The organism is Nocardioides sp. Z24_21 (genome assembly GCF_058134345.1).
Map to the genome: position 1 here is coordinate 124,989 of NZ_JBYTTH010000001.1, position 22,266 is coordinate 147,254.

General features: G+C 71.4%; 23 protein-coding genes and 1 riboswitch. Of the genes, 12 read left to right on the top strand and 11 right to left on the bottom strand.

The features are described from left to right. The first annotated feature begins 5 nt into the window (after positions 1 to 5). The 5 genes from AC3X7Z_RS00600 to AC3X7Z_RS00620 all read left to right on the top strand — a co-directional run bounded on the left by AC3X7Z_RS00600 (position 6) and on the right by AC3X7Z_RS00620 (position 3,716). Positions 6 to 923 carry a type II secretion system F family protein gene (locus AC3X7Z_RS00600; RefSeq protein ID WP_489975374.1) on the top strand — a complete coding sequence of 306 codons (918 nt, stop codon included), beginning with the start codon at positions 6 to 8 and terminating at the stop codon, positions 921 to 923. Between the two features lies 1 nt (position 924). After that, positions 925 to 2,508, top strand: a complete 1,584-nt coding sequence (locus AC3X7Z_RS00605; RefSeq protein ID WP_489974670.1) for a sensor histidine kinase — start codon at positions 925 to 927, stop codon at positions 2,506 to 2,508. Beyond that, positions 2,483 to 3,130 (top strand): response regulator, encoded by a 648-nt coding sequence (locus tag AC3X7Z_RS00610; protein ID WP_489974671.1) that lies wholly within the window; start codon positions 2,483 to 2,485, stop codon positions 3,128 to 3,130. The genes AC3X7Z_RS00605 and AC3X7Z_RS00610 overlap by 26 nt, the downstream gene beginning before the upstream one ends. Positions 3,131 to 3,314: 184 nt before the next feature. Beyond that, positions 3,315 to 3,488, top strand: coding sequence for a Flp family type IVb pilin (locus AC3X7Z_RS00615; RefSeq protein ID WP_489974672.1), 174 nt, complete (start codon positions 3,315 to 3,317; stop codon positions 3,486 to 3,488). A gap of 69 nt (positions 3,489 to 3,557) precedes the next feature. Next, positions 3,558 to 3,716 carry a Flp family type IVb pilin gene (locus AC3X7Z_RS00620; protein ID WP_489974673.1) on the top strand — a complete coding sequence of 53 codons (159 nt, stop codon included), beginning with the start codon at positions 3,558 to 3,560 and terminating at the stop codon, positions 3,714 to 3,716. Between the two features lie 89 nt (positions 3,717 to 3,805). Here AC3X7Z_RS00620 and AC3X7Z_RS00625 read toward each other — a convergent pair whose 3' ends face one another. The 6 genes from AC3X7Z_RS00625 to AC3X7Z_RS00650 all read right to left on the bottom strand — a co-directional run bounded on the left by AC3X7Z_RS00625 (position 3,806) and on the right by AC3X7Z_RS00650 (position 9,532). Next, positions 3,806 to 4,966 (bottom strand): hypothetical protein, encoded by a 1,161-nt coding sequence (locus AC3X7Z_RS00625; protein WP_489974674.1) that lies wholly within the window; start codon positions 4,964 to 4,966, stop codon positions 3,806 to 3,808. An 85-nt stretch (positions 4,967 to 5,051) separates the two neighbouring features. Then, positions 5,052 to 5,972 carry a C40 family peptidase gene (locus AC3X7Z_RS00630; RefSeq protein WP_489974675.1) on the bottom strand — a complete coding sequence of 307 codons (921 nt, stop codon included), beginning with the start codon at positions 5,970 to 5,972 and terminating at the stop codon, positions 5,052 to 5,054. 82 nt (positions 5,973 to 6,054) lie between these two features. After that, a riboswitch (cyclic di-AMP (ydaO/yuaA leader) is annotated at positions 6,055 to 6,217 on the bottom strand. A gap of 126 nt (positions 6,218 to 6,343) precedes the next feature. Further along, the gene (locus AC3X7Z_RS00635; protein ID WP_489974676.1) at positions 6,344 to 6,550 is read right to left on the bottom strand and encodes a hypothetical protein; all 207 of its coding nucleotides are present in this window, start codon (positions 6,548 to 6,550) and stop codon (positions 6,344 to 6,346) included. 72 nt (positions 6,551 to 6,622) lie between these two features. Further along, on the bottom strand, positions 6,623 to 7,963 hold the full coding sequence (locus AC3X7Z_RS00640) for a hypothetical protein (RefSeq protein ID WP_489974677.1): 1,341 nt from the start codon (positions 7,961 to 7,963) through the stop codon (positions 6,623 to 6,625). Positions 7,964 to 8,007: 44 nt separating this feature from the next. Beyond that, positions 8,008 to 9,246, bottom strand: coding sequence for an NYN domain-containing protein (locus tag AC3X7Z_RS00645; protein WP_489974678.1), 1,239 nt, complete (start codon positions 9,244 to 9,246; stop codon positions 8,008 to 8,010). A gap of 10 nt (positions 9,247 to 9,256) precedes the next feature. Further along, positions 9,257 to 9,532, bottom strand: coding sequence for a hypothetical protein (locus tag AC3X7Z_RS00650; RefSeq protein ID WP_222129525.1), 276 nt, complete (start codon positions 9,530 to 9,532; stop codon positions 9,257 to 9,259). Between the two features lie 134 nt (positions 9,533 to 9,666). On the opposite strand from AC3X7Z_RS00650, the gene AC3X7Z_RS00655 reads away from it, so the two are divergent. Continuing rightward, positions 9,667 to 11,457 (top strand): DEDD exonuclease domain-containing protein, encoded by a 1,791-nt coding sequence (locus AC3X7Z_RS00655; protein WP_489974679.1) that lies wholly within the window; start codon positions 9,667 to 9,669, stop codon positions 11,455 to 11,457. 3 nt (positions 11,458 to 11,460) lie between these two features. On the opposite strand, the gene AC3X7Z_RS00660 is transcribed toward AC3X7Z_RS00655, so the two are convergent. Then, a complete protein-coding gene (locus tag AC3X7Z_RS00660) occupies positions 11,461 to 11,739 on the bottom strand; it encodes an Lrp/AsnC family transcriptional regulator (protein ID WP_186341009.1) in 279 nt (92 codons plus the stop codon). 177 nt (positions 11,740 to 11,916) lie between these two features. Here AC3X7Z_RS00660 and AC3X7Z_RS00665 point away from each other — a divergent pair, with 177 nt between their 5' ends. Together AC3X7Z_RS00665 and AC3X7Z_RS00670 are read left to right on the top strand one after the other, a co-directional pair. Next, positions 11,917 to 13,146, top strand: coding sequence for a hypothetical protein (locus AC3X7Z_RS00665; protein WP_489974680.1), 1,230 nt, complete (start codon positions 11,917 to 11,919; stop codon positions 13,144 to 13,146). A 22-nt stretch (positions 13,147 to 13,168) separates the two neighbouring features. Then, the gene (locus tag AC3X7Z_RS00670; RefSeq protein WP_489974681.1) at positions 13,169 to 13,792 is read left to right on the top strand and encodes a hypothetical protein; all 624 of its coding nucleotides are present in this window, start codon (positions 13,169 to 13,171) and stop codon (positions 13,790 to 13,792) included. 7 nt (positions 13,793 to 13,799) lie between these two features. Here the strand turns inward: AC3X7Z_RS00670 and trpD are convergent, their stop codons facing one another. Genes trpD through AC3X7Z_RS00685 form a run of 3 tightly spaced genes read right to left on the bottom strand, consistent with a single transcriptional unit; the run spans position 13,800 to position 16,272 of the window. Next, positions 13,800 to 14,828, bottom strand: coding sequence for an anthranilate phosphoribosyltransferase (gene trpD, locus AC3X7Z_RS00675; protein WP_489974682.1), 1,029 nt, complete (start codon positions 14,826 to 14,828; stop codon positions 13,800 to 13,802). Between the two features lie 43 nt (positions 14,829 to 14,871). Further along, on the bottom strand, positions 14,872 to 15,288 hold the full coding sequence (locus tag AC3X7Z_RS00680) for an Rv3143 family two-component system response regulator (RefSeq protein ID WP_241005130.1): 417 nt from the start codon (positions 15,286 to 15,288) through the stop codon (positions 14,872 to 14,874). A gap of 48 nt (positions 15,289 to 15,336) precedes the next feature. After that, positions 15,337 to 16,272 (bottom strand): cytochrome c oxidase assembly protein, encoded by a 936-nt coding sequence (locus AC3X7Z_RS00685; protein ID WP_186341004.1) that lies wholly within the window; start codon positions 16,270 to 16,272, stop codon positions 15,337 to 15,339. 66 nt (positions 16,273 to 16,338) lie between these two features. On the opposite strand from AC3X7Z_RS00685, the gene ctaE reads away from it, so the two are divergent. From ctaE to qcrB, 4 genes are read left to right on the top strand one after another with little or no spacing between them, the layout of a single operon-like run. Then, positions 16,339 to 16,989, top strand: a complete 651-nt coding sequence (gene ctaE, locus AC3X7Z_RS00690; protein WP_186341003.1) for an aa3-type cytochrome oxidase subunit III — start codon at positions 16,339 to 16,341, stop codon at positions 16,987 to 16,989. Between the two features lie 31 nt (positions 16,990 to 17,020). Beyond that, positions 17,021 to 17,893: a cytochrome bc1 complex diheme cytochrome c subunit gene (gene qcrC / locus AC3X7Z_RS00695; RefSeq protein ID WP_489974683.1), complete on the top strand. Its 873-nt coding sequence runs from the start codon at positions 17,021 to 17,023 to the stop codon at positions 17,891 to 17,893. Then, on the top strand, positions 17,890 to 19,008 hold the full coding sequence (gene qcrA, locus AC3X7Z_RS00700; RefSeq protein WP_241005132.1) for a cytochrome bc1 complex Rieske iron-sulfur subunit: 1,119 nt from the start codon (positions 17,890 to 17,892) through the stop codon (positions 19,006 to 19,008). Before qcrC ends, qcrA begins: the two co-directional genes overlap by 4 nt. Next, positions 19,005 to 20,771 carry a cytochrome bc1 complex cytochrome b subunit gene (qcrB, locus tag AC3X7Z_RS00705; protein WP_397180298.1) on the top strand — a complete coding sequence of 589 codons (1,767 nt, stop codon included), beginning with the start codon at positions 19,005 to 19,007 and terminating at the stop codon, positions 20,769 to 20,771. Before qcrA ends, qcrB begins: the two co-directional genes overlap by 4 nt. A gap of 166 nt (positions 20,772 to 20,937) precedes the next feature. Here the strand turns inward: qcrB and AC3X7Z_RS00710 are convergent, their stop codons facing one another. Beyond that, entirely contained in the window at positions 20,938 to 22,164 is a 1,227-nt protein-coding gene (locus tag AC3X7Z_RS00710; protein WP_489974684.1) for a L,D-transpeptidase, read from the bottom strand. Positions 22,165 to 22,266: the final 102 nt, after the last annotated feature.

Consider the following 22,266-nt stretch of genomic DNA (forward strand, 5'->3'; position numbering starts at 1 on the left):
TCTTGATGCTGGGCGCCGCGCTCGTGTGCGTGGCCATGACGCTCTCGCTGTCCGTGATCGGCGCCTTCACCGCCGACCGCCGCGGCGTGGCCAGGTCGGTGGCGACGATCAAGGCGATGGAACTGTCACCCGAGATCTTGAAGCAGGAGATCGAGCGGCCGTTCGCGGAGCGGATCCTGGGTCCGCTCGGCGATCGGGCCGTCAACCTCGGCCGACGGCTCGTGCGGGCAGACACGGCGGTGAAGCTCCAGCACCGCCTCGACATCGCCGGCAATCCCCCGGGATGGGACGTCAACCGGCTCATCGGCCTCAAGGTTCTCGGCCTCGGGGGCTTCGGCGGTCTCGGCTTCCTCTACATCCTCGGCATGGGAATGCCGTTCTACCGCACGCTCATCGCCACGGCGCTGCTCGCGGGATTCGGGTACGTGCTCCCCAACATCCTGCTGTACAACGCCGGCGAGAAGCGAGTCAAGCTCATGCGCAACTCGCTGCCCGACGCACTCGACCTGCTCACGATCTCGGTCGAGGCGGGTCTCGGGTTCGACGCAGCCGTCGAGCGCGTGGCCCGCAACACCCAGGGCCCGCTCGCCCAGGAGTTCGCTCGGTTGCTGCAGGAGATGCAGATCGGTGTGGGACGTGCCGCAGCCATGAAGGCCATGAGCGAGCGTACGTCGCTTCCCGACCTCAGGTCGTTCTGCATGGCCATGGTGCAGGCCGACAGCCTGGGCATCCCGATCGGCCGCGTGCTCCGGATCCAGAGCAAGGAGATGCGCACCAAGCGTCGCCAGCGCGCAGAGGAGAAGGCCCAGCAGGTTCCCGTCCGCATCATGATCCCGTTGGTGCTGTTCATCCTGCCGTGCCTGTTCATCGTGATCATCGGGCCGGCCGGCATCCAGATCGCCGGCACCTTCATGAAGATCTGACATGGGACTGGCCCGTCGCTCGCCCGTGCCCGGTCGATCATCGGCCCCGGCGGTCCGGGCCTGGCGGGCAGCGACGGCCTTCCGGACGTTCGCCCTCGCGCTGGCGACGGGGATGATCCTGGCGGACGGACGGTTCACCGAGTCCGCGCCCATCCTCACAGCCGTCTGCCTCATCGCCGGCGTCACGTCCGCGCTGGAATGGGGGTCGCTGGCCAGGTCGGCACCGTGGATCCCGGTGGCCGAGTCGGCCCTCGTGGCCATCGTCGTGACGACTGCCACCGGTCACCCCGGCCTGCTGCCGTACCTCTCTGTCCCCTGTGTGGTGGCAGGCGTCCGACACGGGTGGATCACCACGGTCAACTCGTCGCTGGTCGGCGTCGCGGCTGTCATCGCAGCAGTCGCTGCAGACGGGAGCGGCGCCTCGGTCGACCGGGTGGCCCAGTCATTCCCCTGGATCATGATCGGGCTCGGCGTGGGGCTGCTCGCGAGCTGGCAGTCGCGCTCCACGCGGAGCCTGGTCGCGCGCCAGGCGCCACACGCCGCAGCCCACCAGCTGATGGCGCGCATCCACGAGCTCGCGAAGTCGGGCACGCTCGGGCTCGACACCGCGTCCCTGACCATCGAGCTCGACGCCGCGATGCGGGCAGCGACGGGCTGCGCCCGGTCCGTCGTCTTCGTCGTGGGTGCCGATGACTCCATCCGGCCGCTCAACGGCGGCGACGACTCGGAGCGGCTGGCGGACGAGATCCGCCGCGACGATGCCGAGCGTACGCCGGGAACGGCCGTCGTCCCGCTCCACGGCGCGGAACAGATCCTGGGCTACTGCGTGCTCGTCGGGGTGCCCAGGTGGACCCACGACCTCGACGAGCGCGCGCTGGAGGTGGCCGACGAGTTCGCCCTCCGTCTCGACACCGCGGTGCTGTTCGACGACGTCCGCGGGCTGGCCACCTCGCAGGAGCGCAACCGGATCGCCCGCGAGATGCACGACGGCGTGGCCCAGGAGATCGTCGGGCTGGGGTTCCTGGTGGACGAGATCGAGTCCGTCAGCAACCACGCGGAGACACGCATGCTGGCCTCGACGCTGCGATCGGAGATCACCCGCCTCGTCTCCGAGATCCGGTTCTCGATCTTCGACCTCCGCCACGAGATCACGGACGGTCGACTGGCCGCCTCGCTGGCCGACTACGCCCGCGAGGTGGGCGACGCGACGGGGTTGAGGGTGCACCTGTCCCTCGCCGAGTCGGGGCCTCCACTGTCCCCGCGTCACGCCACCGAGGTGCTGCGGGTGGCCCAGGAGGCGATCGGCAACGCGCGCAAGCACGCGGGGGCCGACAACCTCTGGGTGAGCCTCGACTCCGACGGCAACGACCTCCGCCTCGAGGTCGCCGACGACGGGGTCGGCAACGCCGGCCCTCGCGAACGCCACTGGGGACTCCAGGGCATGAGCGAGCGTGCCGCGGCGGTCGGCGCAGCACTCGACGTGGCGCCACGACCGGGCGGCGGAACGCTCGTCACCCTGCGGTCACCCGCACCTGCACCTCACGAAGGAGAGCGCGCCCATGAGCACCACCGTCTTGCTCGTTGACGACCACGAGCTGATCCGTCAGGGCCTCGCCCGGGCGTTCGAGCGGGACGACGACATGAGCGTCGTCGGTCAGGCCGCGAGCGTCGCCGACGGCGTCGCGGCCTGGGTGGACCTCCAGCCCGACGTCGTCGTGACGGACCTCCAGATGCCCGACGGCCACGGTCTCGACGTGGTGCGGGCCGTCCGGAGGACGAGCGACTCCACCGGCCTCGTCGTGCTGACGATGCACGCCGGTGACGACCAGATCTTCGCTGCCATGGAGGCCGGCGCCTCGGCGTTCGTCGGCAAGGACAGCAAGGCCTCCGAGGTGGTCAGCGCGGCCAAGCACGCTGCCGTGGCGCCACGGACCTTCTTGTGCACCGGATTGAGCGCGGCGATGATGAGACGCGCGGCGGGTCCGTCCACGCCCCGGTTGTCCGGGCGCGAGGAGGAGGTGCTCGCCCTGCTCGCCGAGGGTCTGGGCACGGGTGAGATCGCCGGCCGACTCTACCTCAGCGAGTCGACGGCCAAGACACACATCACCCACATCTACCAGAAGCTCGGCGCTGCCAACCGGGCCCAGGCACTGGTCACCGCCATGCGGATCGGCCTGCTCGACCAGCAGTCACGGCCTCGGTTCTGAACGTCGCGCCGACAGGCGCCGGCGGGTGGTCCGACGAGGCATCCGCGACTAGTCACAAGGGACTATCCACCTGCGGCCGATCACCCGATTCGGCGGGTGCGGGAAACGACGAGGATTCTTCATGACGGGTCCACCGGGGCTCGGACATCCGGACTCATCATCCACACTTCAAGGGGTTACCACCATGATCCAGTTCCTCACCATCATGCTCAACGCTCGTCGTAACGACGAGAAGGGCGCCACCGCCGTCGAGTACGGTCTGCTCGTCGCGCTGATCGCCGCCGTGATCATCGCCACCGTCGTCATCCTGGGCGGCCAGATCAACACCGCGTTCAAGACCATCTCCGACAAGCTCTGACCGAGACGTCGCGGCCGTGGCATCACTCCTGATGCCACGGCTCCACCACAACCCTGACGGAGGTCCCCGATGACGTCACCTGACGCACATGCGCGTCGCGGAGACGACGGCGCCACCGCTGTCGAGTACGGCCTCATGGTCGCGCTCATCGCCGGCGCGATCATCGGCACCGTCATCACGCTCGGCGACCCGGTCATGGGACTGTACGCCCGGGTACACTGGTGGTGACAGGCCCCGTGACGGCGTGAGCACGTCCACGCGAGAGGCGACCGAGGAATCGGTCGCCTCTCGTGCATTTCCCGGCAACGGGCAGGACGTCACGCCCCCGCCAGGACGCTCAACCTCCTCGCCCACCACCGATCGAGGGCGCGCTCGCTCAGTCCGGCACGCCGGAGCGCTCGATCGAGGGGGCCGCTGGCCGCAGCGTCGTAGATCCGGACCAGTCCCGTCTCGCCCACGCGCTCGACGATGATCCGGCACGCCAGCCACGACTCCTCGTAGCGGGCCTGGAGACCGCTCCCCCGCGCATCGAAGTCCGTGGTCGTCGGCAGCGCACCAGGCACGCCGTCACGTCGCGCGGCCGCGATCGCCCGCCCGAGGGCCACGCGGTCGGGCAGCCGCGTGCCGCGCAGCGCGACCCAGTCGGCGAAGCCCTCGAGCAGCCACGGCTCGACCGGACGACGGACGGCATCCGTGGCGACGTGGACGAGCTCGTGGCTCATCACGGCCTGGGCGCCGCCACGGCCCACCCCGGCGGTCACGTCGGGGTTGACGAACACGTGCACCGGCCCCCGCTCGTCCCACGAGTCGCCCACAGCCGCGGTCACCGCGGCGATGCCGGCGTACGTGCCCGGCTCCGCGCCGAGCGCCTCGTCGAGGTCGGCGCCGGAGGCGGGCACCTCGACCACCACGGGAGCCGACCACTCGGGCAGCACCCGGCGCACGACCTCGATGCCGCGCTCCGCCCGCTCACGCACGACCTCGGCCTCGCCGCGGGACCCCTCGGCCATCACGAGGACCCCGGGCGAGCGCGTCACCGACAGCTTCGCGCGCAGCCAGAGGGGCAGCCGGACGCCACCTCCCGCCTCGCCGCCGAACCCGGCGATGCCGAGCCGTGCGCCGTCGGGCGCGAAGCGCACCAGCACCTCGGTGCGCGCCGGCGCCTCGTCGTAGCCCCGGACCCGCCACGTCAGCTCGGCCACCCCCGTCCACGACCCGTCCGCGGCCACCGAGCCGCGCTGGCGGACGTAGCGCGCGCCGACCTCGGTGAGGACGAGCGACCGCGCGTTGGTCGCGACGGCGGACAGCAGGGCCTCGGCCGCAGGCACTCCGGGGGGCGCGAGCCGCGTGAGCGCGGCGGCGTCGCGCTGCTCCACGCCGTCGACGAAGGACGCCAGGGCAGCGGCTGCGCCGGCCGGGCTCGCGCGTGGCCCCCCCACCGGCCGCGGCGGGGTCACCTCGTGGCGCACGTCGCGCACGAGGACGAACGCGATCGCGGCGACCAGGCACAGCGAAAGGCCGGCCGCCCACAGGAGTGGACGACCGGCCTTCGCGAGGTGCGTGTCAGCCAGGGCGGACCGCGCCGACGTAGGGCATCGAGTGGAGGCCGGAGACGACGACCCCGGTGCCCGGGTTGGCGGCGTGGACGATCATCCCGTTGCCGATGTACATGCCGACGTGGCTGATCGGGCTGTAGTAGAAGACCAGGTCGCCGGGCTGCAGGTCGCTCGCCGCGATCCGCGGGCCCGAGCCGAACTGCGCGCTGGAGGAGTGCGGGAGCGACACGCCCGCCTGCGCCCAGGCACGCATGGTCAGGCCGCTGCAGTCGAACGCGTTCTCGCCCATGGCGCCGTAGACGTAGGCGTCGCCGACCTGCGCCATGGCGTACTGCACGGCCGTGGCGGCACGACCCGAGGCGGGCACCGAGCTGGGCGTGCGCACCGTGGCGCTGCGCGAGGCGAGCATCCGCTCGCGCTCCTCGGCCTCGAGGTCCGCGAGGAGCTCCTTGGCCTCGGCGAGCTTGTCGTCGACGGTGTCCTTCTCGGCGCTCAGCTGCTCGGTCAGCTCCGCGATCTCGTCGGTGCGGTCGCTGGTGGCCTCGCGGCGGATCTCCAGGGCCTGGAGCTCGGTGTCGTAGTCGGACAGCAGCGAGGACTGGAGGTCGTTGAAGGACGACATGGTCGAGAGCGAGTCGAGGAAGGCTCCCGGGTCCTCGGAGACGACGATCTGGCCCATGGTCGAGATGCCCTCGCCCTCGAGCTGTCGCACGACCGCGTCGGAGACCTGGTCGCGGACGGCGTCGAGCCGCTCGTCCTGGCGCTCCTGGTCGGCCTTGAGGCCGCGCAGGTCGCGGCGGAGGTCGGCCAGGTCGAGGCGGGCGTCGTGCAGGCGCTCCTGGGCGGCCTCGGCCTCGTGGTAGAGGTCGTCGACGCGAACCTTCACGTCATCGATGTCGGGGTCGGCCTGCGCGGGGGTCGCGGGCACGAAGGCGATGGCAGCGATCGCGGAGAGACCTAGAACGGTCGCACCAACTCGCTTGCGGGTGTGAGCCACGAGCGGGGGAACTCCTCGGGATGTCGTACGCCTACCAGGTGAGCTGACGGGTTCGGCACGACTGGCCTACCCCTGCTCCTCGTGCCGCTCGCGCGACACGCCTTGCAGGGGATTCACCCCAGGGGAAGTGTGGTTCCCCGGCTCGTGGACCACGGGTGATGCGGGGGTGTGGTCCACGACTCGGCGCGACGTCCGCGCGGGCCTGGTGACCCACTGCCACGGACGTCAGCCACACCCTAGACCGCTCATGGAGCCGTCGCCAATCTTCGGGCCGATTGGGGAGGATCCGTGTCGTGCGAGCCTCACGCCGACTCGATGACCGGGCCGGGCACGGGCTCCACCAGCCGCAGCGGCGGCACCAGCCCTCCCGAGGCCAGCACGTCGAGCGCGGCCCTCTCGTCGTCGTCGATGGTCAGCTCGGGCGGCGCGCCGAGGAGCACCGTCACCACGCAGTCGTGGCAGTGCAGCCCGCGCACCACGCAGGTGTCGCAATCGATCCGTGTCGTCATGTCCCGAACGGTGACAGGGGCCACCGACAACGCCGCGGGGCGCCGCGGCACACCGGCGTGTCGGGGGCCTTGTCAGCGGCGCAGGAAGCACGTCCAGCCGGCACCGCAGGGTCGAGCATCGAACCCCGGCACGCCGTCGACCAGCTCGGCCTGGGGTGAGCCATCGGGCACGACGACGACATCGGCGGCCTCGATGGCGCGGTGCCCGCCCGCCGAACCGTCGAGGAAGTCGAGGTAGGCGGCCTGGACGCCGTGGTCCAGCGCGTCGAGAGGATTGACCGCCCACAGCTGCACGCCCTCGACGGCGAGTGCCTCGGCCAGCGGTGAGGGCGCCAGGACGACATCCGACCCCGCGGCTCGCGCGACGTCGGCGACGAGGGACGGTGCGGCGCCCAGCACGTCGTCGCCGCGGATCAGCAGGACGGGCAGCGCGAGCGCCGTCGCGAGGACCCCGGCGACCATCGCCGCACCCACGACGCGGCCCTCGTCCCGTGCTCGGGCATGGTCGCCGTGCGCCTGGCCCGCCTGCCGTTCCTGCTTGGCCGCCAGGACGGCGAGCAGGCACAGCAGCCAGAAGCCGTGCCGCGCGGCGCTCGCAGTGGCCACGCAAAGACCGATGCACGCGACGTACTCCCACAGCGGACGACGAGGTGAGCGGGCGAAGACGACCAGCAGCGCGATCACGGCGACGACCATGAGCACGTCGAACGGCATCGACACGCTCGGGCGGGCCCAGAGCCCCTCGCCCCGCTGTGCCGAGACGTTTCCGAAGACCTCCACGTAGTAGCTCGGCGTCGACCACAGCTGGGGCGTGGCGCACAAGGCGAGCAGGCTCGCGAGACCGACCGCGACCGTCTCCGCAGGACGGTGTGGCAGACGGCCGACGACGAGGTAGGCACCGAGCACGCAGACGCCCAGCAGCGCGGCACCGTGGAGGTTGGCCCAGACGACGACGAGCGGTACGGCCCACCAGATCCCTCGATCCGGACGTCGCGCCTGTCGGGTCACGAGCGCGAGCATGAGCGCGAACGGGAGCAGCGACAGGGTCTGGGCCCGCACCACGCCCAGCGTGGCCAGTCCACCCAGGCACAGCAGGGCGATCGCCACAGCCACCTGGCCATCGCCCGCACCCCGGGCGCGCGCCGTCGTCGCCACCACGGACAGGCAGCCAGCGACGAGGAGCAGGTGGAGGACCACAGCGCCGCGTTGCCCCAGGTCCTGGACCCACGACGCGACGAGCTCGGCGAGAACCGGCACGTTGTGCCAGCCGGCTGTGTCCGAGGCCGCGAAGGGGACGTGGTCGGGGATGCGTCCGGTCGATCGGACGTGGTCGCCCATGGCGACGAGCCAGTCCCAGTCGCTGCCGACGCGGACGAACTGCGCAAGCAGGGCCAGCAGGACAGCAGCAGACACGATCGTCCAGCGCCACCGTCCTACCTCGGCCCTCAGCACCCCGCTCACCCGAGGAGACCCGTCAGGCTGGACGGAGGTACGACACGCGCCCCGTCGCGGGCCACGTCGCGCGCCACCGCCCGGTCGCCGGTCACCACCACGACCACGCGGCCCCGCGGTTCGGCCGCGACGAGCTGGCGGATCACGTCATCGGCGATGACGCCCGGCGGGCTGAAGACGACCCTCACGCCACGCGGGGCCGGCATGGCCGTGCGCACCGTGGACTCAGCGGCGTCGAACACCACTGTGGTCTCCGCCCCGGTCCGCGCCACGAGCGCACCCAACGCCGCGACCAGCCGGCTGCGCTGGGCCTCGAGGCTCGCTGTCGGCCACCTCTCCTTGGTGACGTTGTAGCCATCGATGACCAGCCGCGCGCGCGGCATCCCCAGCGTCTGCTCGAGGAGCGCCGGCGTGGCAGGCGCACTCGAGGCCGGCGGGCCGGCGACGCCTGCGAGCGCCGACTCGACCGCGTCTCCGGGACTGCCCGTGACGGCCGGGAGGGCCAGCTCGCGGCGCAGGCCGGTGGCAGCGTCGACGACCGCGTCGAGGAGCAGCCGGGCCCGGACCGTCGCGGCGTCCCGGTCGGATCGGGCGTCACGGCGGCTGGCCGCCAGACCCGACTCCGCCTCGTCGAGCTGGGCGCGCAGTCGTCGTACGTCGGCCTCGGCGGCGCGGGTCGCCCCCTCGGCGGCCGCGATGGCCTCGTCGCGGGCCGCGTAGGCCGCGTCGCGGGCCTCCTCCGCGGCGCGCAGCACGCCCCGGGCCTCGCCGAGGCGCCGGCGCAGCACCGTGTGGTCGGCCTTGGCGCGCGCGAGCTCCTCGCGGTGCTCGGCCCGCACCGAGGTCAGCTCTGCCTGGAGCGCGGCCACCTGCGCGGTCAGGCGCGCGTGCTCGGCCTGGACCTGCTCGTCGCGGACCTCGTCGCGATCCAGGGAGTCCGCGACGTCGGCGACGACGGCCTCCCACCCTTCTTCCCTGGCCAGCCACGCTCGCGCGGCGACGTCGATCGGGTCGTCGGGTGCGGCCGGCAACGCGGCGACCTGGACGGCCGCGTGCTCGCGGAACGCGCCGTCCTCCAGCGCCGACCAGATCGCGGCGGCACCCAGCCGGGCACGCCGGGCGGGCGCGAAGCCCGCGACCTTGCGCAGCGCCGGGGGCACCGGCGTGACCGACGGCAGGACGGCCGACACCATCGCGACCACACGCAGGCGCAGCCGCTCGGGCAGTGCTGCGGGTCCGGTCACGGGGGTCTCGTCACCCGGCGGCGGGGTCGCCGGCGGTGTCGGCGGAGGCGCGGTCGACGACCTCGATGGCGTCGCTGCGCCCGCACCAGCGGCAGGACACCGTCTCGACCGACTCGGCACGCACCGTCTCCTCCTCGACCTGGTGCTCACCGGCGAGGTCGAAGTGCCAGTACTCGGTCGTACGGCGGGTGCGCGTCACGTCGAAGCGGGTGAGGTTGCCGCACCCGGCGCAGCGCCACCGCTCGCCGTCGCCGGGCACGCGGAGGTCGGCGGTCTGCTCGGGCACGGGTGCTCCTCATGGGTCGGGAAGGCTCGGGATGGGTCGGGACCGGTCGAGCGCGGCCGGTCTGTCGGGCGCGGTCAGCGTAGTCCGCGTGCCGTCCCCACCGTTGTCGGATCCCACGTCTAGCGTCGTGCCACATGAGCACCACCGCCCACCGCCCGACCCGGGAACGGTCCCGTTGGGAGGCCCAGCGCAGCTTCGACGAGCTGGGGCGGCCGCTGCGAGACCTGACGTTCTGCGTGGTCGACCTCGAGACCACGGGCGGTTCGGCGGCCGGCGGCTCGATGATCACCGAGATCGGCGCGGTGAAGGTCAGGGGCGGCGAGGTGCTCGGGGAGTTCCAGACCCTCGTCAACCCGCACGCCGAGATCCCCGCGTTCATCGCGGTGCTCACCGGCATCAGCAACTCGATGGTCCACGACGCGCCGCCGATCGAGTCGGCGCTCCCGGCGTTCCTCGACTTCGCCGCCGGCTGCGTCCTCGTGGCCCACAACGCGCCCTTCGACGTCGGCTTCCTGCAGCACTTCGCCCGCCAGCAGGGCCGCCCGTGGCCGAAGTTCGAGGTGCTCGACACGGCCAAGCTCGCCCGGCGGGTGATCACCCGCGACGACGCGCCCAACTGCAAGCTGTCGTCGCTGGCCAGGCTCTTCGACTCCAGCACCACGCCCAACCACCGCGCGCTCGCCGACGCCCGCGCCACGGTCGACGTGCTGCACGGGCTGATGGAGCGTCTCGGCGGCCTGGGCGTCCACACCCTCGAGGAGCTCCAGACCTTCTCCTCCCGGGTCAGCACCGCGCAGCGGCGCAAGCGCCACCTCGCCGAGGGCCTGCCGCACTCCCCCGGGGTCTACCTGTTCCGCGACGAGCGCTCGCGCGTGCTCTACGTCGGCACGTCGAGGGATCTGCGCACCCGCGTCCGCACCTACTTCACCTCCTCGGAGACCCGCACGCGGATGGGCGAGATGGTCGGGCTGGCCGAGTCGGTGACCGGGATCGAGTGCGCCACGCCGCTCGAGGCCGAGGTGCGCGAGCTGCGGCTGATCGCCGAGCACAAGCCGAAGTACAACCGTCGCTCGCGGTTCCCCGAGAAGGTCCACTTCGTCAAGCTCACGCGTGAGGCCTGGCCGCGGCTCTCGCTCGTCCGCACGGTGCTCGACGACGACGCCGACTACCTCGGCCCCTTCGCGTCGAGGAAGACGGCCGAGAAGTGCCTGGCCGCGCTCCACGAGACCTTCCCGGTGCGGCAGTGCAGCGGGCGGCTGCCGCTCACGCCGTCCCGTTCGGCCTGCGTGCTCGCCGAGATGGGCCGCTGCCTGTCTCCCTGCGACGGCTCGACCGACGCCTCGACCTACGCCGCGGTGGTGCGCCAGCTGCGCGACACGCTGCTGCGCGACCCCCAGGAGGTCGTCGAGGCGATCAACCAGCGGATGACCGCGCTCGCCGACCATGAGCGCTTCGAGGAGGCGGGGGTGCACCGCGACCGCCTCGCCACCTTCATCCGTGCCGCGGCGCGCACCCAGCGGCTGTCCGCCCTGAGCCGGTGCCCCGAGATCGTGGCCGCGCGCCGCGAGGACGACGGCCGCTGGTCGGTGCACGTCGTCCGGTTCGGCCGGCTCGCAGCAGCGGGCCGGATCCCCCCGGGTGCCGACGCGCACCAGTACGTCCGCGAGCTCAGGTCGAGTGCCGAGACCGTCGCCGGCGCGCCGGGCCCGGTGCCCGCCGCGACCGCCGAGGAGTCGGAGAAGGTGCTGCGCTGGCTGGAGTCGCCGGGCGTGCGCCTCGTCGACGTCGACGGCGAGTGGGTCTGCCCCCTGGGCGGAGCCGCCCGGCACCTCGCGCTCTACGACGCTGCCGACCAGTCCCGGCTCTCGCTCGTGCCCTTCGACGAGCAGCGGCTGCCCTCGCCCGTGCACCGGCCGGTGCGTTGAGCGTCAGTCGAGACCGATGCTGAAGGCGGCCTCGAGGTCGTGCCGGGAGTAGGTCCGGAAGGCGATGTGCGTCTCCGTCTCGGTGACGCCGTCGACCTTGTTGAGGCGGTCGGCCACGACCGAGGCCACGTCCTCGTGCTCGCGCACGCGCACCAGGGCGATGAGGTCGATCTGCCCGGTCACCGAGTAGACCTCGCTCACCCCGTCGAGGGAGGCGATCGCCTCGGCGACCTCCGGGATGCGCGCGACGTCGGCCTTCACGAAGACGATGGCGGTGATCATGGCCTCACCGTATCCGTGACCGCTCCACCTCCGGACCCCCACGCGGGGCGCGGCCGCTGCGAGGGTCCGCCGGCCCAGCTGCCCCGAGCCCATTTCGGTGGTCCTGCGGGTTTCGCCCCGCTCCACGTAATTACCCCCTACAGTCGGCCGGGCTGAGCCCCTTACCCGGAGGACGAGATGACCACGCGCACGGTCGAGGCGGCGGACGACCGGCGGCTCGTCACCGGGGCGGTTCGCCCTGTCCCTCGGTGGATCTGGGTGCCGCTCGCTGTCTACGGCGCCGCTCGCGCCTTCTCCTTCCTCGTCATGGCGTGGGCGAGCCAGTTCCAAGTCCCCACACGGCGCGTGGTCGGCAGCCCGACAGAGACCTACTTCGTCCACCATCCGTTGCGTGCCGACCCCGGCTACCTCGGCGTGGTCACCAACTGGGACGGACAGTGGTACCGCTACATCGCGGAGGCGGGTTATGTCCCAGCCAGCGTGGACCCGTCAGCTGCCGCGGGCTGGGCGTGGGCGTTCCCCCCGGGGTATCCGACGTTGGTCTCGACCGTGATGCGCCTGACCGGGGTGGAGTTCCCGCTGGCGGCGACGCTGCTCAGCACACTTCTCGGTGCCCTCGCCATGGTGCTCCTCTATCGGCTCGTGGCCGCGCACGCGGGCACGCTCAACGCGTTCGCGGCCGTGCTGGCGACGTCGTGCTTCATCACGGCACCGTTGCTGCAGTCGGCGTACAGCGAGGCCCTCGCCCTCGTCCTCCTGGTCAGCACGCTCCTCCTGCTGACCCGCGGCCGCTTGTGGTGGGCCATCGTCCCCGCCCTCCTCCTGGGCCTGACCCGCCACGTCACTCCGCCACTGGCGGTGGTGGCCGCCGCAGTCATGTACGCGCGTTGGCGGGCGGCACCGTCCGAGACCTCCCGCAAGGAGTGGCTGGGCTTGCTCAGCTTCACCGCCGTCAGCACGCTGGGCGTCTTCGTCTGGCCCGCCGCCTCGAGCGCGTTGGGAGGCGGCGCCGGCGCTGATCGCGTGGAGCTCATGGCCTCGAGCGTCCCGGTCGGCTGGTTCAGTGCCTTCTTCGGATGGTCCCCCTGGGCGGTGGTCATCCCTCTCCTGCTCACGGTCCTGCTCGCTCGAGCCGTGTGGCTGAAGCGCGGCGAGTGGGGCGTCGCGTTGAGTGCGTGGGCGCTGACCTACCCGTTCTTCTTGTTGGTTGTCACTCCACCGCTCCTCGGGGTGCTCCGCTACCTCCTGCTCGCCTTCCCCCTCGGCATGCTTCTCACCGGGTCGCGGAGCTGGTCCCCGCGTGACCGGACCGCCCTGATGATGGTCGGCTGCCTCGTGCTGCTCGCGCTCCAGGCCGTCTGGATCCGTTACTCCCTGGTCTACGGGCACACGCCCGTCATGCCCTGAGCCCCGGCAGTAGTCTCCGGCCGTGACCTGGCTCACCGACCACTGGCTCGACCTCCTCGGGTGGGGCGGCAGCGCCCTGCTCGTCTACTCGCTCCTGCAGGCGAGCGTCCTGCGCCTGCGTGTGCTCAACGCGATCGCGTGCGTGATCCTGATCGTGTTCAACGCGGCGCTCGAGGTGTGGCCGATGGTCGGCATGAACAGCGTCCTCGTCGTCATCAACGCATGGTTCATCGCCCGGATGCTGCGCGACCGGCACGACGAGTCGGCGTTCGAGGTGCTCGAGGTCGACCCGTCGGACGCCTACCTGCGCCACACGCTCACCGTGCACGGCGCCGACATCGCGAAGTTCAACCCGTCGTTCGTCCACGACCCGGGCGACGACCAGGACGCCTTCCTCGTGCAGAGGGGCGACGAGACGGTCGGCGTGGTGCTGCTCCTCAGGAGCGGTGACACGGCCGACGTGCTGCTCGACTACGTCACCCCGCGCTACCGCGACTTCTCCCCCGGCGAGTTCGTCTGGCGCAAGAGCGGGCTCCTCGCCGAGCGCGGCATCCGGCGCGTCGTGACGCCCCCCGGCATGGTCGACGCCTACTACGACCGGCTCGGGTTCAGGCGCGAGGGACCGTCCTACGTGCTCGAGGTCTGAGCGCGGGTCAGCGCGACGACGCCGCGACCCATCGCTCGAGCGCGGCCCGCGCCGCACCGGAGTCGATCGCCTCGGCGGCCTTCGCGACGCCGGCCGCCAGCGCGGTCTCGACGTCGGCACCCGGTGCGTCGTGGACCGCGAGCGCGGCGCCCGCGTTGAGCACCACGGCGTCGCGCACCGGCCCCTGCTCGCCGGCCAGGACGCGGCGTACGACGTCGGCGTTGTGGGCGGCGTCGCCCCCGCGGAGGTCCTCCGTGGTCGCCCGGGCCATGCCGAGCGTGGCGGGGTCGACGGTGCTCTCCGCGACCCGGCCGTCGTGCACGTGCCACAGGGTCGAGGTGGTGGTGGTCGTCAGCTCGTCGAGGCCGTCGTCCCCGCGGAACACCCAGGCGTCCACCCCGCGCCCGGCCAGGACGCCGGCCATGACCGGCGCCATCCGGGCGTCCGCGCACCCGATGGCCTGGGCCTGCGGGCGGGCCGGGTTGGTCAACGGACCGAGGATGTTGAAGGTGGTGGCGATGCCGAGCTCGCGCCGCGGCACGGCCGCGTGCCGCATGGCGGGGTGGAAGGCCGCGGAGAAGCAGAAGGTGATGCCGGCCTCCCCCGCGACCTCGGCGACGCGCGCCGGGGTGAGGTCGAGGCGGATGCCGAGCACCTCGAGGACGTCGGCCGACCCGGACTTCGACGACGCCGAGCGGTTGCCGTGCTTGACCACGCGGGCCCCGGCACCGGCCGCGACGATCGCGGCCATCGTGGAGATGTTGACCGACATCGACCGGTCGCCCCCCGTGCCGACGATGTCGAGCAGCCGCCCGGGCACCGAGATCGGGTTGGCCGCGGCGAGCATCGCGTCGGCGATGCCGGAGACCTCCTCGACCGTCTCGCCCTTCGCGCGCAGCGCGACCACGAGCCCGGCGAGCTGCACGGGGGTCGCCGCGCCGGCGAAGACCTCGTCCATGGCCCATCGCGCCTGCTCGGTCGTCAGGTCGTCACCGGCGACGAGCGTGGAGAGGACGTCGGGCCAGGTGTGCGACATGGGGATCAGGCTAGTGGCGCAGCGGTGGGCCGCCCCAGTGGTGTCAGGAGGTGGCCGGGACCGACGGCTTCAGCAGCGCGACGACCGCCTCGGCGAGCTGGATGGGGTCGATCGGGTGCGGCACGGCGGCCTCGGCGCGCGACCAGGTGGCGAGCCAGGCGTCCTGCGGGCGACCGGTCAGCACCACGACGGGCGGGCACTGGTAGATCTCGTCCTTGAGCTGCTTGGCGATGCCCATGCCGCCGGCGGGGACCGCCTCGCCATCGAGGATCGCGAGCGCGATGTCGCCGCGGTCCATGTTCTGCAGGACCACCGGCTCGGTGGCGACCTCGACGTACTCGAGCTCGGGCATGTCCGGGTGCGGGCGGCGGCCCAGCGCCAGGATGACCTGCTGGCGGGTGTTCACGTCGTCGCTGTAGACGAGGACCTTGAGCGAGCGGTCTGCGGCGGCATCAGTCACGGGAGGCATCGTAACCGTCGCCCTCCCGCCCCCGCGTGGAGGCATGCGTCACAGCGTCAGCCGGTCGGGCGAGCGTCGCTCCGCCAGGTCCAGGCGCCGGTCCTCCCGGGCCGCCTCCTTCATCGACGAGCGCACCCACTGGGTGAACAGCACGCCGAAGAACAGCACCCCGATGAGGTCGCCGCTGGCCCACAGGATGCCGCCGGCCAGGTGCTGGTCGTCGAGCACCGATGGCAGCCACGCGCCCATCGGGCCCTCGCGGAGCGCGAGGTAGTGCTCGGCCCCGATCAGCCTCGACTGCCCCATGATCGTCACGCCGAGGAACGCGTGGAAGGGCAGCGTCATGAGGGTGAGGAGCACCCGGAAGGGGTGGCTGACCCGGCCCGGCACCGGGTCGACCCCCATGAGAGGCCAGAAGAAGAGCGTCCCGACCAGCACGAGGTGGATGTGCATCATCTGGTGCACGTAGGACGAGCTGAGGCTGGCGTCGTACCACGGGCTGAAGTAGAGCGCCCACGGCGAGACGACGTAGAGGGCGAACGCCAGCGGGGGGAACGCCAGCACCTTGGCCACCCGCGAGTGCAGCACGGCGAGCAGCCACCGGCGGGGGGCCGGCGGCAGGGTGCGCAGGGCGAGGGTCACGGGCGCGCCGAGCGCCAGGGCCAGCGGCACGACCATCGACAGGACCATGTGCTGGACCATGTGCACGCTCAGCAGGGTCGTGTCGTAGATCCCCAGGCCCGACATCGTGGCCACGCCGAACGACCCCATCCCGAGCACGACGAAGGCCAGCGTGCGCCCGAGCGGCCACCGGTCACCGCGACGCCGCAGCACGGCGACGCCGACGAGGTAGAGACCGGTCGCCCAGACCAGCACCACGAACGGGATCGGGTCGATCCCCCAGTCGGTGAGCACCCGCCCGAGCGTGAATCGAGGCAGGACCTCCGTGGTGTCCGCGGAGAGGGTGGAGAGGGTGGGGAACACGCTGTGAACTCTATGTCGGTCCAACACAGGGGGTCGGGGTGCCCCTCGTCCTCGCCAACGGCCATAATGATCTTCGTGGCGACAGCAACTGCGACGATTCCGGCCTCCCGTCTTCACGGGCACCACGACCGACCCAGCATGGTCAGCGTGGGCACGATCATCTGGCTCGCGAGCGAGCTCATGTTCTTCGCGGCGCTGTTCGCGTCCTACTTCACCATCCGGGCGGTGAGCCCGGAGCTCTGGGCGCAGGAGACCGACAAGCTCAACGTGCCGTTCTCCACGGCCAACACCGCGATCCTCGTCGCGTCGTCGTTCGCCTGCCAGTGGGGCGTCTTCGCCGCCGAGCGCGGCCAGGTCGGGCGCACGGGCAAGCTCTACAACTTCGCCAAGTGGGGCCTGCGCGAGTGGTTCATCCTCACCTACGTCATGGGCGCCATCTTCATCGGCGGACAGGCGCTCGAGTACGCCGAGCTGATCGAGCACGGCGTCACGATCCAGAGCTCGGCCTACGGCTCCATGTTCTACCTGACCACCGGCTTCCACGGCATCCACGTGGCCGGCGGACTCATCGCCTTCCTGTTCGTCCTCGGCCGCACCTACCTCGCGCGGCGCTTCACCCATGAGCAAGCCGTGACCGCGATCGTCGTGTCCTACTACTGGCACTTCGTCGACGTGGTCTGGATCGGCCTGTTCTTCATGATCTACGTCATTCAGTAAGCACCGATACCGCAACCGGCAAGGACTAATCGTGCGTTTGCTCAACCGAACCGCTGGTCGTCTCTCCCGGCACCGTCGGGGACCGCTTGCGGGTCTCGCCGTGCTGCTGCTGGGTCTCCTGATCAGCGGCTCCCTCTACACGGCCTTCTCCCCCGCCCAGGCTGACAGCCAGCCGAGCGAGACCGAGAAGGTCGCGCAGGGCAAGGAGCTCTTCCTCGCCAGCTGCTCGTTCTGCCACGGCAAGAACGGCGAGGGCGTGCCCACCGTCCGCCCGGGCTACCAGCTCGGCCCGTCACTGGTCGGCGTCGGCGCCGCCGCCGTCGACTTCCAGGTCGGCACCGGACGCATGCCCCTGGTCCAGCAGGGCCAGCAGGCCGAGCGCAAGCCGCCCGTCTTCAACGACGAGGAGATCTCCGCGCTGGCGGCCTACGTCGCCTCGCTCGGCCCCGGCCCCGCGATCCCCAACGCGGCCGACTACTCGATCGACGACCTGTCCGACGAGCAGCGCCAGGAGGCGATCTCCCGCGGCGGCCAGATCTTCCTCACCAACTGCACCGCCTGCCACAACTTCCAGGGCGCCGGCGGGGCGATGCCACGCGGCGGCGAAGCACCCACGCTCCGCGGCGTGGAGCCCAAGTACGTCTGGGAGGCCATGATCACCGGCCCCCAGCAGATGCCCAACTTCAGCAACGGCAACCTCTCCCCCGACCAGAAGCGCGACGTCATCGCCTACCTCGGGAGCCTCGAGGACACCCCTGAGTACGCCGGCTTCTCCATGGGCGGACTCGGACCTGTCTCCGAGGGCCTCTTCGCCTGGGTGATCGGCATCGGCGGACTCGTGGGCGCGGCGGTCTGGATCGCCTCGCACACGACCCGCAGCAAGAAGAGCAAGGTGAACGCGTGAGCAACGACAACTCCTCGACGCCGGAGCACCCGGTCAACGGGCCCGACGGCACCCCGGTGCCCCACGACGAGGCCCACGTGCCCACGCACCGCGAGGCCGAGCCGATCCCCGACCCGGGCCTTCCCGCGCACACGTGGCGCCCCACCGACGTCGACCCCAAGGCCGAGAAGCGTGCCGAGCGCCAGATCGCGGCCATGTTCGTCGGCGCGATGATCAGCGCCGTCCTCTTCGTCGTCGCCTACTTCACCTTCCAGATCGGCGACAACTGGGACACCATCGGCGGTCTCGGCGCCTCGACGGTCAGCCTCGGCGTGACCCTCGGCGTGAGCCTGCTGCTGATCGGCATCGGCATCATCCACCTCGCCCGCAAGCTGATGGCCGACCACGAGATGGTCGAGATGCGCCACGCGGCCGCCTCCCCGCCGGAGGACCGCGAGGCCACCGTCGAGGCGCTCAACGCGGGCCTCGCCGAGGCCGGCATCGGTCGGCGGCCGCTGGTCCGCAACACGATGATCGGCGCCGTCGGCCTGCTCGGGCTGCCCGCCGTCGTGCTGCTGCGCGACCTGGCCCCGGGCAAGGCCCTCGACATCGACGCGCTCGCGCACACCATCTGGAAGCCGGGCATGCGCCTGGTGCGCGACGTCGTCGGCACCCCCATCCTCGCCAGCGAGGTCGAGATCGGTGACCTTGTCAACGCCACCGCCGAGGCGCTGTTCCCGTCGGAGGAGAACGGCTACCCCGAGCTGTCCAACCTCGACGAGCAGGTCCAGAAGGCCAAGGCCGCGATCATCGTCGTGCGGATGAACCCCGACGAGATCATCCCGCTCAAGGGCCGCGAGAAGTGGACCGTCAGCGGAATCATCTGCTACTCCAAGATCTGCACCCACGTCGGCTGCCCGATCTCCCTGTACGAGCGCACCACCCACCACGTGCTGTGCCCGTGCCACCAGTCGACCTTCGACCTCGCCGACCACGCCAAGGTCGTCTTCGGTCCGGCTGCCCGTCCTCTTCCCCAGCTGCCGCTCGCGGTGGATGACGAGGGCTACCTGGTCGCTCAGAGCGACTTCACCGAGCCCGTCGGGGCCAGCTACTGGGAGCGTGAGAAGCAAAAGTGAGCACGGACTCCAGGATCGACACCAGCAAGGTCGCGACCACCAACGGCACCGCCGCCGCGACCGCCACCAAGCCCGGCCCCGCCGGGTCCCTCGCCTCGTGGGCCGACGACCGCCTCGGTCTGGCCACGGCGATGAAGAAGAACCTGCGCAAGGTCTTCCCCGACCACTGGTCGTTCATGCTCGGCGAGATCGCCCTGTGGAGCTTCGTCGTGCTGCTCCTGACGGGCGTCTTCCTGACCCTGTGGTTCAACCCCTCGATGGGTCACGTCACCTACGAGGGCTCCTACGACCAGCTGCGCGGCGTCGGGATGTCGGAGTCGATGGCCTCGACGCTGGCCATCTCGTTCGACGTGCGTGGCGGCCTGCTCCTGCGCCAGATGCACCACTGGGCCGCGGCGATCTTCATCGCCTCGATGATGGTCCACCTGCTGCGCGTCGCCTTCACCGGCGCCTACCGCAAGCCGCGCGAGCTCAACTGGGTCATCGGCTGCCTGCTGCTGCTCCTGGGCACGCTCGAGGGCTTCACGGGCTACTCGCTGCCCGACGACCTGCTCTCCGGCACCGGCGTCCGCGCCGCGGACGGCTTCCTCAAGGCGACCCCCGTCGTCGGCACCTACATGTCGTTCCTGCTGTTCGGTGGCGAGTTCCCGGGTGAGGCGATCATCCCGCGCCTCTACATCGTGCACGTGCTGCTGATCCCCGGCATCCTGCTGGCGCTCATCGCCGCCCACATGCTGCTGCTCGTCTACCACAAGCACACGCAGTGGCCCGGCCCCGGTCGCACCGAGCAGAACGTCGTCGGCTTCCCGATGCTCCCCGTCTACGCCGCCAAGGCCGGTGGCTTCTTCTTCATGGTCTTCGGCGTCGTCGCCCTCATGGGTGGCCTGATGTCGATCAACCCGGTGTGGAAGCTCGGCCCCTACGACCCGACCAAGGTCACCGCAGGCTCCCAGCCCGACTGGTACATGGGCTGGCCCGACGGACTGCTCCGCATCGTCCCGACCGGGTGGGAGTCGGTGTTCTTCGGCTACACGTTCTCGTGGAACGTGATGCTGCCGATCCTCATCGTGCCTCCGCTGATGCTCGTCATCTTGATCCTGCTGCCGTTCATCGAGGGCTGGATCACCGGCGACAAGCGCGACCACCACCTGCTCCAGCGCCCGCGCAACGCGCCGACGCGCACCGCCGTCATGGTGTCGCTGATGACGTTCTACGGACTCGCCTGGGCGGCCGGTGGCAACGACATCATCGCCATCAAGCTCGACCTGAGCATCAACCAGATCACCTACTTCATGCGGGCGGCCGTCTTCCTCGGGCCCCTGCTGGCGTTCTGGATCACCCGGCGCTGGTGCATCTCGCTGCAGCGGCACGACAACGAGATGCTGCTCCACGGCTACGAGACGGGCATCATCACCCGCTCCCCCGAGGGCGCCTACTCCGAGCGCCACCTGCCGATCGGCGAGGCAGCCGCCTACACGCTCACGGCGCGTGAGCGCGACCAGGTCCACACGGTCGCGGGCGACACCGACGCCGCCGGTGTGGCCGCGCCCAACTCGCGCTCGGAGAAGCTGCGGGCCAAGCTGTCGTCGTGGGCGTTCAGCCACAACGTGCAGAAGCCCACGCGGGCCGAGCTCGAGGAGGCACACCACCACGCCGAGCACGAGGCCGAGCTCCAGGCGGGGCTCGACCACCCGGCCGACGGACACCAGTTCGACGACCACCAGCTCCGCGACACCGAGGACGTCCCGCTGCGCGACCACTGAGCGCACGCGACGCACGAGGGCCCGCCGGGATCGTTCCCGGCGGGCCCTCGTCTCGTCAGTGGGCGTGTCCACGACGCCCGTCGGCTGACCGTGGTGGATCCGAGTCACCAGGTGACCTGGATCCTCCCCGATGCGTCGCGGGCTCCACTCCCCCCAAGGTCGGGGGTCAGCTGAGGGCCGAGCCCTGCTTCCAGTCGTCGGCGGAGAGGTTCCAGTCGCCGTAGCCGTTGTCGAGCGTCATCTGACGGGCGGACCCGGTCACCTCGACGACGTCGCCGCGGCTGGTGCGGTCGTAGAGCCACTGGGCGTCCGCGACGCTCATCCCGACACACCCGTGCGAGACGTTGGCGCTGCCCTGCGAGCCGACCGACCACGGCGCGGCGTGCAGGAACTCACCGGAGTAGGTCACCCGCAGGGCGTACTCGACGTTGGACAGGTCGTAGTACTCCGGGTCGCCCTCGGAGACGCCGATCGTCGCGGCGTTCATCCGCTTCTGGCGGAACTTCTCGATCACGACCTTGGTGCCCGAGCGGGTCTCCCACCCCGGCTTGCCGGCGCTGATCGGGATGGTGCGGGCGAGCTTGCCGTTGACGAACGTGCGCATCGTGTGGCTGCGCACGTCGACGCGGCTCACCACCGAGTCGCCGATGTGGAAGTCGAGGCGCCGTGACTCCTGGCCGTAGATCCCGTTGCCCGCCGGCAGGCTGTTGATGTCGAGGTCGACCGACACGTCGGTGCCGGGCTTCCAGTAGTGCGCGGGCCGGTAGTGGGCCTCCCGGTCGCTCAGCCAGTACCACGAGCCCTTCTGGGCGGGCGTGCTGGTGACCGCCATGTGCCTCTCGAACCGCGCCCGGTCGGTGACGGGCAGGTCGAACGTCACGACGACCGGCATCCCGACGCCCACCGTCTCGCCGTCCAGGGGCGCCACCGAGGGGAAGGTCTGCTCGTCGAGGGTGAGCTCGACCGTGTGGAACCTGCGCGCGCGCTCGACCGTGCTGCCGTCGGAGCGGGTCGCGGAGGCGATCAGGCGGTAGTCGGTGCCGGGCTCCAGCCGGGTGGACGCGGTCCAGGTGCCGTCGTCGGAGAGACTCCCCTGAACCGGACCGGCGGGCGAGGTCACCCGTACGTCGTCGAGGTGGCCGCCGACGGTCGACACCGTGAGCGGCGCGTCGATCGGCACCGCGGTCGGGTCGGCGAAGCCGGTCGTGATCCGGACCGGCTCCGGCGCGGCGGACTCCGTGGCGTCCGCGGACCCCGACGCGGCTGGAGCGTCGCCGGAGCCGTCGGAGGAGGAGGTCGGTCCCGCCGTGCTGCAGGCAGCGAGTCCCGCCATCATGACCAGCGCCGCAGCGGCCGCCGTCGGACGGCGTGCCGGGCGCGTGGAACGGAGCACGCGTGAGCGCATGCGACGTCACCCCCCAGGAGAGCCCGCCCGGTCGGACGGAGGAACAGCAGAACCCGTCCAGCGTACGTCGCGGACGGGCTCTGCTGAAAA

Bases quoted from the DNA above. Each gene is read 5' to 3' on its own strand.
- AC3X7Z_RS00600 (WP_489975374.1), top strand. From the start codon at position 6: ATGCTGGGCGCCGCGCTCGTGTGCGTGGCCATGACGCTCTCGCTGTCC.
- AC3X7Z_RS00605 (WP_489974670.1), top strand. From the start codon at position 925: ATGGGACTGGCCCGTCGCTCGCCCGTGCCCGGTCGATCATCGGCCCCG.
- AC3X7Z_RS00610 (WP_489974671.1), top strand. From the start codon at position 2,483: ATGAGCACCACCGTCTTGCTCGTTGACGACCACGAGCTGATCCGTCAG.
- AC3X7Z_RS00615 (WP_489974672.1), top strand. From the start codon at position 3,315: ATGATCCAGTTCCTCACCATCATGCTCAACGCTCGTCGTAACGACGAG.
- AC3X7Z_RS00620 (WP_489974673.1), top strand. From the start codon at position 3,558: ATGACGTCACCTGACGCACATGCGCGTCGCGGAGACGACGGCGCCACC.
- AC3X7Z_RS00635 (WP_489974676.1), bottom strand. From the start codon at position 6,550: ATGACGACACGGATCGATTGCGACACCTGCGTGGTGCGCGGGCTGCAC.
- AC3X7Z_RS00655 (WP_489974679.1), top strand. From the start codon at position 9,667: ATGAGCACCACCGCCCACCGCCCGACCCGGGAACGGTCCCGTTGGGAG.
- AC3X7Z_RS00660 (WP_186341009.1), bottom strand. From the start codon at position 11,739: ATGATCACCGCCATCGTCTTCGTGAAGGCCGACGTCGCGCGCATCCCG.
- AC3X7Z_RS00665 (WP_489974680.1), top strand. From the start codon at position 11,917: ATGACCACGCGCACGGTCGAGGCGGCGGACGACCGGCGGCTCGTCACC.
- trpD (WP_489974682.1), bottom strand. From the start codon at position 14,828: ATGTCGCACACCTGGCCCGACGTCCTCTCCACGCTCGTCGCCGGTGAC.
- ctaE (WP_186341003.1), top strand. From the start codon at position 16,339: ATGATCTTCGTGGCGACAGCAACTGCGACGATTCCGGCCTCCCGTCTT.